This is a genomic window from Superficieibacter sp. (genome assembly GCF_032071645.1).
In the GTDB taxonomy this organism is placed as follows: Bacteria; Pseudomonadota; Gammaproteobacteria; order Enterobacterales; family Enterobacteriaceae; genus Superficieibacter.
Genome location: NZ_DAMAPU010000005.1, coordinates 181,580 through 197,527 on the forward strand (window position 1 = coordinate 181,580; position 15,948 = coordinate 197,527).

Genomic DNA, 15,948 nt, shown 5'->3' on the forward strand with positions numbered 1-15,948 from the left:
AATGCCTTACAGAAAGCGCGACTCAGTGCAGGTGAATCGATTCGGGATTTTTACGTTAGCACTCCCGGTTAAAAAATTAAATATTGTTTAATCTTTAAGATTAGTTTTTAGAACAGTTATAAAAATGTTTAATAACTGCTGTCGGCAAATGATAAAAAGTGCTGGTTAGCGGGGGGACTAACCGTTACCATTCTCCGCTTTGTGATTTTCCGCACGGACGCACGGTAAACGTTATGGAAGCCCCTTCTCTGTTTGCGGATCTGTATGCCTGAAATTCAATCCTCTCTGTCGCCCGTTCAGCAGGCGGCGATGACCACCGTAATACGCTCGCCGTCGCTGCTGATGCGCGAGACGCTGGCGGGCGTAATTACCGCGCTGGCGCTGATCCCGGAAGTGATTTCTTTTTCAGTGATTGCTGGCGTTGACCCAAAAGTCAGCCTGATCGCCTCGGTAGTGCTGTGTCTGGTGATGTCGGTTCTGGGCGGGCGTCGGGCGATGGTCACGGCGGCGGCAGGCTCGGTCGCGCTGGTAATTGCCCCAATGGTCCATGCGCACGGCGTGGCTTATATTCTGCCTGCGGTGATTTTAGCCGGGATCGTGCAGATTATTTTCGGTCTGACCGGCATGGCGCGGCTGATGCGTTTTATTCCGCAGGCGGTCATGACCGGCTTTGTGAATGCGCTGGGCATTCTGATTTTCTTCGCTCAGGTACCGCATTTCTGGAGCCGCAACCCACTGATCCTCGGCCTGTTTGCCCTGACGCTGCTGATCGTGCTGTGGGTGCCGATGTTCACGAAAAGCGTGCCCTCGCCGCTGATCGCCATCGTGCTGCTGACCCTGTTTACCGTTACCAGCGGGCAGATATTGCCGACCGTAGGTGATGCTGGCGCCATGGGCGGCGGCCTGCCGGGGCTCAGCGAGCTAAAAGTGCCGCTGGATCTCAGCACCCTGCAAATTATCTGGCCCTGCGCGCTGAGCATTGCTTTTGTCGGGCTGATGGAATCGCTGCTGACCGCAAAGCTGGTGGACGATTTGACCGCCACGCCGTCAAATAAACATCGGGAAAGCGCCGGGCTGGGCATTGCCAATATCCTGGCGGGCTTTTACGGCGGGATCGCGGGCTGTGCAATGATTGGTCAGACGATCGTTAACGTCGAAATGGGCGGCGGACGCAGCCGCATTTCCACTTTTGCGGCAGGCGCGGTGCTGTTACTGCTGGTCACGGCGTTAAGTGAGGTGATGGCGCAAATCCCGATGGCGGTACTGGCGGGGATTATGGTTATCGTAGCGCTGAAAACCTTTAGCTGGCACAGCCTGCGGCCTGCGCAGCTCAAAGCCGCGCCGTGGCCGGAAACCGTGGCGATGATCATAACCATCGCCGCCACCGTGACGACGGATAATCTGGCGATTGGCGTGCTGGCGGGTACGCTGGCAATGGCGCTGGTGCCGCGTCGGTTTTCGCTCAAAGCAGGAAAATCGTCGCCAGCCCCAGAAAAATAAAGAAGCCGCCGGTGTCGGTGATGGCAGTGATCATCACGCTTGAACCGACCGCCGGATCGTGCCCCAGTTTGGTCATCACCATCGGGATAATCACCCCCATAAAAGCCGCCACCAGCAGGTTGAGCACCATCGCCAGCGTCATCACGCCGCCGAGCGCCAGGTCGCCGTACAGCCACCAGGTGACTGCGCCCATAATGCCGCCCCATACCAGGCCGTTGATTAGCGCCACGCCCATTTCACGCAGGATCAGGAACGAAAAGTTGCCCGGCTGGATGTACTGCAACGCCAGCGCGCGCACAATCATGGTAATGGTTTGATTGCCGGTATTGCCGCCAATGCCTGCCACAATGGGCATCAGCGAAGCCAGCGCCACCAGCCGCGAGATGGTGTGTTCGAAACCGTCGATCACCCGCGAGGCAATAAAAGCGGTGCAGAGGTTGACCGCCAGCCACGCCCAGCGCGTTTTTACCGCTTTATGTACCGGGGCGAAAACGTCTTCGTCGCCGCTTAATCCCCCCATTCTGCGCAGGTCGTTATCGGTTTCCCGGTAAACCACATCGACAATTTCATCAATGGTAATACGCCCCATCAGCCTGCCGTCAGGATCGACCAGCGCGGCGCTAATCAGGTTGTCACGCTCAAACGTTCGCGCGGCCTGTTCCGCATCTTCCTGCGGATGGAAAGCCAGAATATCGCGCTCCATCACCTCGCTAACCTTCAGGCCAGCGGGCGAGATCAAAATCATTTTCAGTTCAAGCTCGCCGAGCAGGGTTTTGTCGCGGTCGGTGACAAACAGTTTATCGGTGTTTTCCGGCATTTTGCCGAGCCGCCGCAAATAGCGCTGGACCGTACCGAGCGTCACATCCGGGCGCACGGTAATGACCTCGAACTCCATAATCGCGCCGACGCTGCCGGGGTCGTAATTCATTACCTGGCGCACCCGGGCCCGTTCAGCAGGCGGCAGCGTCGCCAGCAGTCTGCCGGTCAGATTACGCGGCAGATGCTGAACAATGTAGATCTGCTCGTCGATATCAAGGGTATTCAGCGCCTCCAGCAGCGCCCGGTCGCTCATGCCTGCCACGAGGTCATCCCACACGCTTTCCGAGGCTTCGAGCAGCACTTTGCCCCGTTTGCTATCGCCGATCAGCAGCCACAGGGCGCGACGCTCTTCGGCGGGCAGCGCTTCAAGCGTATCCGCCAGGTCGGCGGGTTTGAGATGCTCAACCAGCACGCCCACTTCGGCAATTTGATTTTCCAGCGCGCCGCTGTCGTATTGCTCAACCAGAGTGAGCTTATTAAGCAGCGAGGAGGTAATGGCTTTATCGGTGGTGAGCAGCCAAATCAGGCGCGCACGCTCTTCATCGCGCAGTCTGGCGCTGTGTTTAGTCGAAACGGACATCGGCGATCCTTGAAGTCAGCGCAGCGGACGACGTGTCCGCTGCGCATTAAGCATAGCGTGGAGTTTGTCAGCGAGATTAAACGGCGAGCGCGAATGCGGGAAAAATGAGCAGCCCGTGCCGACCACGGGCTGCAGAGGTCGGCGCTTATCAGGCGGTGCGGGCGACGGCGTCGCGCGACGCTAAATCCCGCTCTTCGCCAGTTAACTCTGAAAGCTGACCGTCACGCATTTCCAGCAGCCGGTCAGCATGGATGAAATAATGGTCATCATGGCTGATGGCAAAAATCGTTTTGCCCATTGCCTGCATCAGCGGCAGCAGCACCTGATAAAACTCACGGCGGAAATGTGGGTCCTGATCCGCCGCCCATTCATCCAGCAGGATGATATCGCGTTCTTCTGCCAGCGCCAGCAGCAGCGCCACGCGTTTCTTCTGCCCTTTCGACAGCTTCAGGTCGAGGATCTTACCGTTTTCCAGCTTTAGCTTATGGCTCATTTTAAGCTGGGCGATCCAGCGATCGACCAGCGCAGGATCGGCCTGTTTACCTTCTGCGCCCAGCAACTGGTCGAACAGCCAGACATCGGTAAATACCGCAGAAAACAGTTTGCGATAATCTTCCGGCCGATCGGCAGCCAGCGGCTCGCCATCAAGCAGAATTTGCCCGGAAACCGGCTGATACAGCCCGGTTAGCAGCATCGCCAGGGTGGATTTGCCGCTGCCGTTGCCGCCAATCAAAAACACCAGCTCGCCGCGTTTCAGCGTCAGGTTAATCGGTCCGACTGAAAACGCATTGTCCTGATAGCGAAACATCACGTCGCGCAGTTCCAGCGTCTGCCACTGCGGATAAAGTTCAGGCTGCGGGAATTCCGGCTTGTAGGGGGCCAGTTCGAACTGTCTGAGTTTTTTAAACGCGACCTGGGCGCTTAACAGCGTGGGCAGCGCGCCGACGGCGGAAAGCAGCGGCGTGCGCAGGAATAACAGCGTTAATGAATAGGTCGCCGCCACGTTGGTATCGGCCCAGCCGAGGCTGTTTGCCATCCAGAACACCAGCCCGATAGCGCCGAGCATCATAATATTCGACCAGTTCACCGCGCTCAGGTGAAACGTATCGGCGCGGACAATGTGGTGGCGATACTCTCTGGCGTCCGGGATATAAATGGTATTGAAGATATGCTCCGCCCGCTCGCGGTTGAGGGTCAGCTCTTTGCGCCCTTCCAGCACCGTCTGGTAATCGTGATACAGCTTATCTTCGGTTTCGCGCAGCCTTGCCATATGCCGGTAAACGCGGGCAACCAGCATAAAGCCGCCCCAGATGGTCAGTGCCATCCATAGCGCGGTGATCAGCAGCATTTTGGTGGACAGCATTGCCAGATACGCCGCAGAGCCAAAGGTGAGAATAATCCCCTGCACCAGTTCCGGCAGGCGCACAAAAGCAATGGTGATGTTACGCACGTCGCTGGTCAGCCCCGCCAGCAGCGCGGCGCTGCCGAGCTTCTCGATACGCTCAACCTGAGTATCCAGAATACGCTTGATGAACTCGCTGCGCAGGCGATAGACAAAATGATGGCCGAGGGTGGTCAGCGCCAGCTGCGAACCGAGCGTGACCGCCATTAACAGCAGCAGCAGACCCAGAAACTCCGGCAGCACTGTTAGCGTCGTATCCACGGATTCAATCAGGCGCAGGTTGATGAAGGCGATAAGCCCGATGCCCAGCGCAGCGCTGACTAAACTTAGCGCCATAACGGCGATAAAAGGCCAGCGGTACTGCCGCCAGACCAGCAGGAGAAGTTCCATAAATAGCATCCGCGAGAAAAATCAGCCCGCAGTTTAAACTGCCCTCCGCTGACATCAAGAATAATTCTTATTTTTATTCAACTTCTCCGGCCTGGCGGAAGGTCAGGTTATAGCGGCAGCGCCCGGTAGCGGGATGATCGCCCTCTTTAATCGGCTGAATGCCATGATAAAACAGCCGCGATTCGCCGCCCCATACCACCACGTCGCCGTGCTCAAGCAACATACGCTTCAGCGGATCGTTACGTTTCAGACCGCCGAACTGAAAAATGGCCGGTAGCCCCAGGGATACGGAGACAATCGGCGCGCGCAGGTTTTTCTCGTCTTTATCCTGATGCAGCGACAGTTTACTGCCCGGCAGATAGCGGTTAATCAGGCAGGCGTCCGGGCGGAAATCCGGGTAGCCCGCGCGTTTCGCCGCCGCATCCGCCAGCTGACTGAAGACCGCCGGGACCGGCGGCCAGGGCTCTTCGGTCAGCGGATCGCGCGTGGCGTACAGGTAGCCCCGGCTGTCGGTGGTCCAGCCCAGCGGGCCACAGTTGGTCATCGCCACCGACATGGTGTAGCCGCCGGGCGTGGTCATCTGGCGGAAGGGAGAGACGCGGGCCACGTCGTCAATGGCCGCCAGCAGTTGCCCGCCGCGGCTAAGGGCAAACCGGCGCAGGATGGTAGCACCGGGCGCTAACGGCTCGTCCCAGGGTTCGGCTTCGGCAAAGAGATCGAGCATGATTCCTCCTGTTGAGCTTCACGACGCAGTAAGGCGGCTTTTCGCGCCGTTCCCCAGCGATAGCCGGACAGCGCGCCGTCCTGACGGATAACCCGATGGCAGGGAATAATCAGCGCCAGTTTATTGGCAGCGCAGGCGCTGGCAACCGCCCGCACCGCCAGAGGTTGACCCACCGCCTGCGCGATTTGCTGATAGCTGCGGGTTTCGCCTGCCGGGATCTCGCAGAGCGCCTGCCAGACCCGCATCTGAAACGCGGTGCCGCGTAAATCTAACGGCAACGGTAGCGCAGAAGTGGGTGTTTCCAGCCGGTCAATGACCTCTTTTACCTGCTCACCAAACGCGGTGTCGCCCGTCTGTAATTGCGCGCGGGGAAACAGTCGCTGAAGAGAGGCGGTGAGTTCATCTTCGCTGTCGCCGAGTAAGATCGCGCAGATCCCTCTTTCGCTGGCAGCAACCAGACAGACGCCAAGAGAACAGTAACCCGCTGCAAAACGAACGATCATCGCCTCGCCGCCGCTGCGATACTGACGCGCGGTCATGCCAAGCGTGGCATCCGCGCGGCGATAAAAAGCGCTGCTGGCAGAAAAGCCCGCGTTCATCACCGCGTCGGTCACGGTTTCTCCTTCCGCCAGTGCGGTTCGTAACCGCTGCGCGCGCTGTGCCTGCTGCCAGGCTTTCGGGGTGACGCCAGTGACGGATTTAAACAGGCGATGTAAATGAAAGGGACTGACGGCCAGCGTGCTTGCCAGCGCCGTAAGCGTCAGCGGCGGCTCCCGGGACAGCAACCGGCAGGCGCGGGCTACGATTTCATGGCGGGCGGCCTGCGGCGAGAGCGCATCCGGGCGGCAGCGTTTGCAGGGACGGAATCCCGCTGCCAGCGCAGCCTGCGCATCGGCATAAAAACGCACATTTTGCCGCAGGGCATGACGCGCCCGGCACGAGGGGCGGCAAAAGATCCCGGTGGTGATCACCGCAAAGACAAACTGCCCGTCGGCGGTGGCATCGCGACTGAGCACCGCCTGCCAGCGGCGCTCATCGTCAGTCATGGTTTTGAGTTTCATACGCAGGCTCCTGCTATAAGGGTAGCCTTACTCTGGCGGAAAGCGGACGTAAAAAAACCGACAATCTTGCTTTCTAATTTTTTGTGTCGATGACAAAGCTGGCAAACTGCGGTGACATCCAGGTGGTAAAACCGTCGCCCTCTTTGACAATCATATACACCGCCAGCCCCTGCTCGCGCGCCACCTCTTTCGCCTGTTGCGGCCCAAGCACCATCAGCCCGGTGTCCCAGCTATCCGCTTCCAGCGCGCTGGGCGCGATAACCGTCACCGAAACCAGTCGGTGCTCGATAGGTCGCCCGCTTTGCGGATCGATCACGTGCGAGATGCGTTTACCGTCCAGTTCGTAATAATTACGATAGCTGCCGGAGGTGCTGATACCGTGACCGTTGATATCCACCACCGCCTGCACCGCATTTTCACGGTCGGTCGGTTTCTGAATTGCCACCCGCCACGGTTTGCCTTCGCCGTTATTGCCCCGGCTGACCAGCGCGCCGCCGACGGACACCAGATAGCGGGAAATCCCCTCCTGCTCCATCAGCCGTGCAAGGTGATCGGCGGCATAACCTTCGCCGACGGTCGAGAGATCGACAAACAAATCAGCAATATCTTTTTGCAGGTACTGACGTCCGGCCATGTTGATTACCGTGAGATGCTGTAATCCCGTGCGCGCTTTGGCGGCGGCAATCTGCTGGTCATCCGGGATTTTTTCCGGCTGTTTGTCGGGGCCGAATCCCCACAGGTTTACCAGCGGTCCGACGGTGATATCCATCGCGCCGTGGGTTTTAGCCCCAATGCGCAGCGCTTCGGTGACGATATCCGCCATCGCTTCGTTCACCGGCCACGGCGTAATGCTTTGCGAATGATTGAAGCGCATTAACGCTGAGTCTGGCTTCCAGGTCGAAAGCAGCTGGTCGTCAGCATCAAGCTGGGTCTGAATTTTTTGCTGTAGTTCTTCCGCCCGGCGCGGATCGGCGTTAATAACGCTTACCCGCCATACGGTGCCCATCGTTTTCCCTTCCAGCACGGTGGACGCTGCCGGGGCAGGCGCGGCAGCAACCGGCGCATCATCGCAGCCCGCCAGCAATACGGTGGCAGCCAACAGGGCCGCACGAAAAAAAGTTATTTCCATCTGTCATTATCCTCTTACTTTTGCAGCGCAAGAGTACACCTGTTCGATAGTCTCAGAACATCCGAACTGTGCGCATAAAAAAAGGGCCCGCAGGCCCTTTAGCATGTGAACGGATTTTTAGAACTGGTAAACCAGACCCAGCGCGACGATATCGTCGGTGCTTACGCCCGCAGCGCGGGTGAAGTCGTTGTCATCCAGCAGGTTGATTTTGTAGTCAACGTAGGTAGACATGTTTTTGTTGAAGTAGTAAGTCGCACCCACATCAACGTATTTCAGCAGATCCTGATCGCCATAGTTTACAACGCCGTTATTGATGTCTTTACCTTTGGATTGCAGGTAAGCCACGGACGGACGCAGACCGAAGTCAAACTGGTACTGGGCAACCGCTTCAAAGTTCTGCGCTTTGTCTGCAAAACCGTACGCGTCAGAACCGCTGCTGCCGCCAAAGCGGGTAGCGTTATAGGTCTGGGAGTACTGTGCAGCCAGGTAAACATTGTTCGCGTCGTATTTCACGCCGCCGGAGTAAGTGGTTGCACGATCGCCGCTACCGTAGATGCCCGGCAGGTCGTTCTGATCGGAAGTACGTTTGGAGCTGGCAACGGCACCACCCGCGCTGAAACCGTAACCCATATCGTAGGTTACAGAACCGCCGAAGCCGTCACCGTTCTGACGCAGTACGCTACGACCACCAATGTCTTCGCCGCTGGCGTCGCCGTTGCTACCCTGGTACTGGAGGGCAAAGTTCAGGCCGTCAACCAGACCGAAGAAGTCGGTGTTACGGTAGGTCGCCACGCCGTTAGCACGCGATTGCAGGAAGTTATCCGCACCGTAAGTGTCGCCGCCGAATTCCGGCAGAACGTCGGTCCATGATGTTACATCGTAAACGACGCCGTAGTTACGACCATAGTCGAAAGAACCCGCTTCGTTAAATTTCAGGCCGGCAAACGCCACACGGGTCCAGGAATCATTCTGACCTTCGTCAGTGTTGCCCTGCACCTGGTATTCCCACTGACCGTAGCCGGTGATTTGGTCATTGACCTGGGTTTCGCCTTTAAAGCCGAGACGCACGTAAGTCTGGTCGCCATCGCTACCGTCGTCATCGGAAAAATAGTGCAGACCATCAACTTTACCGTACAGATCTAATTTGTTGCCGTCTTTGTTATAAATTTCAGCCGCATTTGCTGCGCCTGCTACCAGCAGAGCCGGTACCAGGAGGGATAGTGCTTTAACTTTCATGTTATTAACCCTCTGTTATATGCCTTTTATATGCTTTTTTATTGCCACTGCTTACTGATTAACCCGTCAATCAGTCGGCGAACCCATTTTGCGGCAAAATACAGAATAATCCAACACGAATATGATACTAAAACTTTTAAGATGTTTCATTTAGCCGCATAGATGTTTCATTTTGTAAATGTGAGGGAACTTTTTACTGCCACAAATAGCTAAAGAAATGAGCACTAATAATCAAAATATAAATTTTTATCAATAAAATCATGCAATTAAAATAGAGCATTTTTATAGCATCTATTGCCAAAACAAAGCTCTAAAACGCGACTAGAATAGATTCCGCTATCATCATTAACTTTATTTATTACCGTCATTCAGCTTTGAATGTCTGTTTACCCCTATTTCTACCGAACGCTTCGCGTTCGGTTTTTTTTTACCTTTCTTTACGTTACCTCCATCAGATTATGCTACCCGTACGAAATCATAACGACTATTAATTAATCATTTTAATGACTTATGCCGACGATATCCGCTCAGCTTTTGTAGGTATTTTTTTGATATTTTGTGCTATTTACTCTTTAGCCGCCTCGCTATTTCGGCGATTCTGCTGGCCCATTTCCCGCGCTGATGCGCAACTGACGCGCGTTTGCGGCTGCAAACAAAAAAGTCGCTGCCGCCGCGCTGAGAGTCTGGAAATTCATCCATTACCCTTTATACTGCCAGCAGTACAAAATCATGCAGCATAAAGGCTTACATTTGCTTATGAATGTTGGCTGACCGCAACAAGCATGATCGACACAGTATCTCAGTTGCGCTACGGGCTCTGAGCTTTTCTCTTATCAGTGCAGTCACAACAGGTACACACGCATAATGAGTCACTCTGATACTATGACCCCTTCCAGGTTTTCCCTGATGCCGGGGAGTCTCACCCGCTTCTTCCTGTTACTCATCATTGTATTACTGGTCACTATGGGAGTAATGGTTCAGAGCGCCGTCAATGCCTGGCTGAAAGATAAAAGCTATCAGGTGGTTGATATCACCCACGCCATCCATAAACGCGTTGATACCTGGCGCTATGCGACCTGGCAGATTTATGACAACGTTGCCGCCACTCCGCTTTCTTCCAGTGAAGGATTACAAGAAACCCGCCTGAAACAGGACGTGTACTATCTTGAAAAGCCGCGTCGGAAAACGGAAGCGCTGATTTTTGGCTCACACGACAGCTCGACGCTGGAAATGACCCAGCGCATGTCCGCTTATCTGGATACGCTCTGGGGAGCGGAAACCATTCCCTGGTCGATGTATTATCTGAACGGTCAGGATAACAGCCTGATCCTCGTTTCCACGCTGCCGCTGAAAGATCTCTCTTCCGGGCTTAAAGAATCTAATGTCGGCGGTGACGTTGACTCCCGCCGTGCGGAAATGCTCCAGCAGGCGAACTCGCTGGACGAGCGCGAGAGCTTTTCCGGCCTGCGTCGCCTGGCCTGGCAAAACGGCTATTATTTTACGCTGCGCACCACCTTTAACCAGCCGGGGCATCTGGCGACGGTCGTCGCGTTTGATTTACCGGTTAACGATCTGATCCCGCCAACCATGCCGCTGGAGAGCTTCCGCCTGGATCAGGATACCTCGCAGGCCAATCTGCGCAGCGCGGAAAAAGAGGCGGCGGACAGCGCCAGCGTTAACCTTAACGGCTCGCGCATCGAAATTTCTTCAGCCATCAATTCAACCGGGATGCGTCTGGTCTGGCAGGTACCTTTCGGCACCCTGCTGCTGGATACGCTGCAAAATATTTTACTGCCGCTGCTGCTGAATATTGGCCTGCTGGCGCTGGCGCTGTTTGGCTACACGACCTTCCGCCATCAGCCAACACGGCAACAGGGCGAACCGGCTTCGCCTTCCGTCGTCAGCAACGAACTGCGCGTGCTGCGTGCAATTAATGAAGAGATTGTCTCCATGCTGCCGCTGGGCCTGCTGGTACACGATCTCGAATCCAACCGCACGCTGATGAGCAACAAAATCGCCGATCATCTCCTGCCGCATCTGAATTTGCAGAACATTACCAGCATGGCAGATCAGCACCAGGGCGTGATTCAGGCGACGATCAACAATGAGCTGTACGAAATTCGCCAGTTCCGCAGCCAGACCGTGCCGCGCACCCAAATTTTTATTATCCGCGATCAGGATCGTGAAGTGCTGGTGAGCAAAAAACTCAAGCAGGCCCAGCGACTGTATGAGAAGAATCAGCACGCCCGCACCGCTTTCATGCATCACATTGCTGAAGCCCTTCGTCAGCCGGTAAAAACGCTGGCTGCGGAAGCCGCGCTGCTGGCCTCCGGCGACGGCAAAAAACTCTCTCACCATGCCGATGTGCTGGTGCGTCTGATCGACGAAATCCAGCTGGCGAATATGCTTGAAGACGGTAGCTGGCAGAGTGCGACCAGCGAGTTTTCAATCCAGCAGTTGATTGATGAAGTCGTGCCGGAAGTGCTGCCGTCGGTGAAACGCAAAGGTCTGCAACTGCTGATCAATAACAGCCTGCCCGCCAGCGAGCAGCGCTACGGCGATCGCGATGCCCTGCGGCGGATCCTGCTGCTGCTGATCCAGTACGCCGTTACCGCTACGCAAATCGGTAAAATTACCCTTGAAGTGAGCGCTGACGAGTCGGCCTCCGACCGCCTGACCTTCCGTATTCTGGATACCGGCAACGGGGTTTCCAGCCGGGAAATCGATAATCTTCACTTCCCGTATCTTAACGATACCCAGTCCGATCGCTACAGCAAAGCCAATGCCCTCACCTTCTGGCTCTGCGACCAGCTGGCACGTAAACTTGGCGGGCATCTGAATATTAAATCCCGCGATGAACTGGGAACGCGTTATTCTCTGCATGTGAAGATGGCGGCGAGCGCGCCGGAAGACGAATCCGATGAGCGTCTGCTGGATGAGGTCGTGGCGATGATCGACATCACCTCCAGTGAAATTCGTAGTATTGTCGTCAGACAGCTCGAAAACTGGGGGGCAAGCTGCATCACTCCCGATGAAAGAGGCGGGAGTCAAGAGTTTGATCTCTTTTTAACTGATAATCCGTCTAATCTTACAGCCACGGGCTTGCTTTTAAGCGATGATGAGCCCGGCGTGCGGAAAATTGGCCCCGGTCAGCTACGGGTCAATTTTAATATGAGCAACGCCATGCAGGATGCAGTCCTGCAATTGATTGAAGAGCAACTGGCTCAGGAAGAGATCGTGGAGTCTCCCGGCGCGAACAATGAAAACGCCGAACTTCACGCCAGCGGCTATTATGCACTGTTTGTTGACACAGTACCGGATGATGTTAAGAAGTTGTATACTGAGACGGCAACGGATGATTTCGCTGCGCTGGCGCAGACGGCTCACCGCCTTAAAGGGGTATTTGCCATGCTCAATCTGGTACCCGGCAAGCAGTTATGTGAAACGCTGGAGCATTTAATTCGTGAGAAAGATGCTTCAGGCATAAAAAAATACATCAGCGACATTGACGCTTACGTCAAGAGCTTACTGTAGCAAGGTAGCCTTATAGATGAATAACATGAACGTAATTATTGCTGACGACCATCCCATTGTCCTGTTTGGTATTCGTAAATCTCTGGAACAGATCGAATGGGTTAACGTCGTTGGCGAATTTGAAGACTCCACAGCGTTGATAAATAACCTGCCGAAGCTGGACGCTCATGTGCTGATCACCGATCTGTCGATGCCAGGCGATAAATATGGCGATGGGATCACCTTGATCAAGTATATCAAGCGCCATTTCCCCGGCATCTCGATCATTGTCCTGACGATGAATAACAACCCGGCGATTCTGAGTGCCGTGCTGGAACTGGATATCGAAGGGATTGTCCTTAAGCAGGGCGCACCGACCGACCTGCCAAAAGCGCTGGCCGCGCTGCAAAAAGGGAAGAAGTTTACGCCGGAAAGCGTATCGCGCCTGCTGGAGAAAATCAGCGCTGGCGGCTACGGTGACAAACGCCTGTCACCGAAAGAGAGTGAAGTGCTGCGCCTGTTTGCCGAAGGTTTTCTGGTGACGGAGATCGCCAAAAAACTGAACCGCAGTATCAAGACCATCAGCAGCCAGAAAAAATCAGCGATGATGAAACTGGGTGTGGAAAATGATATTGCCCTGCTGAACTATCTTTCCTCCGTGACGCTTGCGCCTGCGGACAAAGATTAATCTCTCTCAGTCACCCCGGCTCCCGCCGGGGTGACTTTTTTACCCTCTCGCCCTTCTCACCCGATTCGCATAGGTCGTCAGCGTCTGCTTCAGCACGTCCAGCGTGACCGGCTTCGACAGACAGCTATCCATCCCCGACTCCAGACAACGCTGCCGCTCTTCCGCCAGCGCGTTCGCCGTCACGCCCACCACCGGCAGGGTCAACCCAAGCTGGCGAATGCGCTGGGTGAGACGGTAGCCGTCCATATTCGGCATGTTGACGTCGCTTAAGATAATATCGATATGGTTTTTGCTCAGCACATTGAGCGCATCAACGCCATCGTTGGCCGTTTTGCACTGGTAGCCCAGCGATCCAAGCTGATCGGCAAGCAGGCGGCGGTTGATCGGATGATCGTCCACCACAAGGATCATCATGTCATCGTTTTCGGCAATCGCCGCTTCGCCTGCGGGTAACGCGTTACCGCTTTCGGCATTTTCTACATCAAGGCTGTAGATCCGCGCCATCAGTGCCATCAACTCATGCGGAGCCGCCACGCTGTGAACCCATTCGCCCGGCGCTCGCTCCAGCGGAATACCGATATGGCGACGGCAAAACGCGATTGTCGCTTTACCCGACCATGCCTGCGGGGCCACGCCATCGGTGATCAGCGTATCTTCACGGTCCGGGTATTGCCCCTCGTAGCGTTCGACGCGCACGCCGTGGCGCAGAAGCAGATTTTCCACAAACACAAACAGCGAGGCGTTGCTGACCGCCAGCCAGCAGCGTTTGTCACTCAGCCCCGCCACGGTGATTTCCGGCATCTCATCGACGCCATACAGCGGAATACGAATGGTAAACTGGCTACCCATGCCCGGCTCAGTATCTACCGAGATATCGCCGTCCATCATGCTGATTAACTTCTCGCAGATCGCCAGTCCCAGTCCGGTGCCCTGGAAGTTACGCTGTACGCCGGTGCCCACCTGGAAGAAAGGATCGAACAGGCGCACCACCTCTTTTGCCGGAATGCCGACGCCGGTATCACGCACGCGGATCGACAGATACTCTTCGCTGCGCTGAATATGCAAAATAATACAGCCGGTATCGGTGAACTTGATGGCGTTACTCAGCAGGTTAGAAATAACCTGCTGTAAACGCATCGGATCGCCTTTCATTTGCAGCGGTACGTCAGGCTCGATAAAGCAGTACAGACCAAGCTGTTTTCTGACCACCAGCGGCAGGTAGTTGGCAGTAATATGGCTCATTACTTCGCGCGGCGAAAATTCGCGTGGCTCAATCTTCAGCTGTTCGGACTCGATCTTCGAGAAGTCGAGGATATCGCTGATAATTTTCAGCAGCAGCCCGGAAGAGTTGTTCATCGCGGTGACCAGCCGATCCACGCCTTTCGGCAGTTCTTTGGTCTGCAGCAAGTCCAGGTTACCGATGATCCCGTACAGCGGGGTGCGCAGTTCGTGGCTGACGGTCGCGAGGAACATCGATTTCGACTGGCTGGCCTGCTCGGCGGCGTGCGCCATTTCCTGAAGCGACTCTTCCATTTTGACGCGCGATGAGACATCCACCAGCACGCAAATCGCCACGTTTTCATTACGATAACGCGAATGTACAAAGCTGATTTGCAGGTTGGTATTGTTACTGGTCAGCACATCAACAAAGTTCACCTGCTGACCGCAGATAATCTGCGTCAGTCGCTGGCGATCTTCATGGGTCAGCATGTTGAGATAGTCGTGCGCCAGTTCGTTACTCAGAATATTGGTGCCGTCGAGCGTACGCAGGATACAGATCCCCACCGGCGCAGAGGCGACGATTTTACGGTTGAACTGTTCATGCTCCTCCAGCCGCTGGGCATCCGTTTCCGCCGGAATAAACAGCCGCCGCTCGTACATCCTTGCCAGCCAGAACAGCCCGAGGCCAATCAGTAAATTCAGCAGCACCGCGTTCATGATCAGCATTCGGATGCGTTCCAGCACCAGATCGACCGGCACGGAATAGATAATGCTCAGCGAAGACGGCAGCAGATTTTTCTTTAACACCAGTTCGCGATAGCCGGAGGTATAACCGAACCACGTCCGCTCCTGCATCCAGCGCGGGTCGATGTCCATCGTATTCTCAGGACCGGTTAGCGAAATTAATGTATGACCGCTCTCATCCAGAATGGTGACTCCCATCGGCAGATTGCCGGGAGTGAAAAAGTTTTCCATGCGGATAGTTTGTTCTACGCCCAGCAGCGCCTGCAGACGATTGGCGAGATACACCGGCGTTAACGCATAGAAATAGCCTACGCCCGGACGGGGTCCACGGCTGATCCAGAACAGATTATCGCCACGCTCTTCCTGCGGCGCGCTGCGATACTTGAGGATCCGCTCATGCAGCGCGCTTAACGCCTCGTCACGCTCTACCGGGATATCGCGCAGGCCAAAATTAGCCATGCACAGATTTTCACTGCCGATTAAAAAAACGCGATTGAGATCGTAAGCGGCGGAGAAATTATCCCGCCAGTAGCGCATAAACCACGCCATAGATTCCAGCGACCCGCGCCAGGCGGTGCCCACCGAGGTGCAATCAGAGTCCGGGAATAAAGGCGAAAATTCCGGGACGTTCATTTCGTTGATGCGGCTGCGCGCCACCATCACGCCATTTTCCGCCGTCAGACGATTCTCAGCGATATATTTTAGTTCCTTCATCACGTCTGAAGTGCGTTGAATATAACGCTGCGCCTGATCGGCGCTCAGAGTGAATTCCTGATGGATTTCAGCCTCTTTTTCATGAAGCGCATTAACGATATAAAAGACTGATGCGAGGGCAATCAGCAGCCATAGCAGCAGCGCCAGCGCGCGAAACATATAGCGCGAGATTTTGAGCGTATTGCGAAACGAGGCAAGGTATTTCAAAGAAGATAAGCCATGTGCAC

10 protein-coding genes are annotated in these 15,948 nt (G+C 55.4%); 3 read left to right on the plus strand and 7 right to left on the minus strand.

Annotated features, from left to right (window positions below; genetic code table 11):
* The first annotated feature begins 264 nt into the window (after positions 1–264).
* A complete protein-coding gene (locus RT197_RS12060) occupies positions 265–1,500 on the plus strand; it encodes a SulP family inorganic anion transporter (RefSeq protein ID WP_312950876.1) in 1,236 nt (411 codons plus the stop codon).
* On the opposite strand, the gene mgtE is transcribed toward RT197_RS12060, so the two are convergent.
* From mgtE to RT197_RS12090, 6 genes are all read right to left on the minus strand, one after another.
* On the minus strand, positions 1,463–2,899 hold the full coding sequence (gene mgtE, locus RT197_RS12065; RefSeq protein ID WP_312950879.1) for a magnesium transporter: 1,437 nt from the start codon (positions 2,897–2,899) through the stop codon (positions 1,463–1,465). The two genes, RT197_RS12060 and mgtE, sit on opposite strands and share 38 nt — an antisense overlap.
* Before the next feature lie 148 nt (positions 2,900–3,047).
* On the minus strand, positions 3,048–4,691 hold the full coding sequence (locus RT197_RS12070; RefSeq protein ID WP_312950881.1) for a multidrug ABC transporter permease/ATP-binding protein: 1,644 nt from the start codon (positions 4,689–4,691) through the stop codon (positions 3,048–3,050).
* A gap of 73 nt (positions 4,692–4,764) precedes the next feature.
* Positions 4,765–5,415, minus strand: a complete 651-nt coding sequence (gene alkB / locus RT197_RS12075) for a DNA oxidative demethylase AlkB (RefSeq protein WP_312950884.1) — start codon at positions 5,413–5,415, stop codon at positions 4,765–4,767.
* The gene (gene ada / locus RT197_RS12080) at positions 5,370–6,476 is read right to left on the minus strand and encodes a bifunctional DNA-binding transcriptional regulator/O6-methylguanine-DNA methyltransferase Ada (protein WP_312950886.1); all 1,107 of its coding nucleotides are present in this window, start codon (positions 6,474–6,476) and stop codon (positions 5,370–5,372) included. The genes alkB and ada overlap by 46 nt, the downstream gene beginning before the upstream one ends.
* A 73-nt stretch (positions 6,477–6,549) precedes the next feature.
* A complete protein-coding gene (gene apbE, locus RT197_RS12085) occupies positions 6,550–7,605 on the minus strand; it encodes an FAD:protein FMN transferase ApbE (RefSeq protein WP_312950888.1) in 1,056 nt (351 codons plus the stop codon).
* Positions 7,606–7,722: 117 nt separating this feature from the next.
* Positions 7,723–8,841, minus strand: coding sequence for a porin OmpC (locus RT197_RS12090; protein ID WP_312950891.1), 1,119 nt, complete (start codon positions 8,839–8,841; stop codon positions 7,723–7,725).
* Between the two features lie 864 nt (positions 8,842–9,705).
* On the opposite strand from RT197_RS12090, the gene rcsD reads away from it, so the two are divergent.
* Together rcsD and rcsB are read left to right on the plus strand one after the other, a co-directional pair.
* Positions 9,706–12,375, plus strand: a complete 2,670-nt coding sequence (rcsD, locus tag RT197_RS12095) for a phosphotransferase RcsD (RefSeq protein WP_312950893.1) — start codon at positions 9,706–9,708, stop codon at positions 12,373–12,375.
* 16 nt (positions 12,376–12,391) lie between these two features.
* On the plus strand, positions 12,392–13,042 hold the full coding sequence (gene rcsB / locus RT197_RS12100; protein ID WP_312950896.1) for a response regulator transcription factor RcsB: 651 nt from the start codon (positions 12,392–12,394) through the stop codon (positions 13,040–13,042).
* Between the two features lie 39 nt (positions 13,043–13,081).
* Here rcsB and rcsC read toward each other — a convergent pair whose 3' ends face one another.
* Positions 13,082–15,928 carry a two-component system sensor histidine kinase RcsC gene (rcsC, locus tag RT197_RS12105; RefSeq protein ID WP_312950898.1) on the minus strand — a complete coding sequence of 949 codons (2,847 nt, stop codon included), beginning with the start codon at positions 15,926–15,928 and terminating at the stop codon, positions 13,082–13,084.
* Positions 15,929–15,948: the final 20 nt, after the last annotated feature.